2 tRNA genes are annotated in these 283 nt (G+C 50.2%); both read left to right on the forward strand.

The features are described 5' to 3' along the window. Nucleotides 1–96: 96 nt before the first annotated feature. Nucleotides 97–173, forward strand: a tRNA-Ile gene (locus M3202_RS22155). A 13-nt stretch (nt 174–186) separates the two neighbouring features. Beyond that, nucleotides 187–259: transfer RNA gene (locus M3202_RS22160), tRNA-Ala, on the forward strand. Nucleotides 260–283: the final 24 nt, after the last annotated feature.

Genomic DNA, 283 nt, shown 5'->3' on the forward strand with positions numbered 1-283 from the left:
TTTGTTCAGTTTTGAATGAATTCTTTTGCTCCTGCGGTTACTCGTCGCAAGGCAGCATGAAGTCATTCTGATATTATTATTTTCATTGAATGGTGGGGGCCTGTAGCTCAGCTGGTTAGAGCGCACGCCTGATAAGCGTGAGGTCGGTGGTTCGAGTCCACTCAGGCCCACCATATTATTTGATTTGGGGCCTTAGCTCAGCTGGGAGAGCGCCTGCCTTGCACGCAGGAGGTCAGCGGTTCGATCCCGCTAGGCTCCACTTTGAGAGAATTCAATCTCTCAA

Origin of the sequence: Halalkalibacter oceani (assembly GCF_023715605.1) — a bacterium.
Classification (GTDB): Bacteria; Bacillota; Bacilli; order Bacillales; family Bacillaceae_D; genus Halalkalibacter; species Halalkalibacter oceani.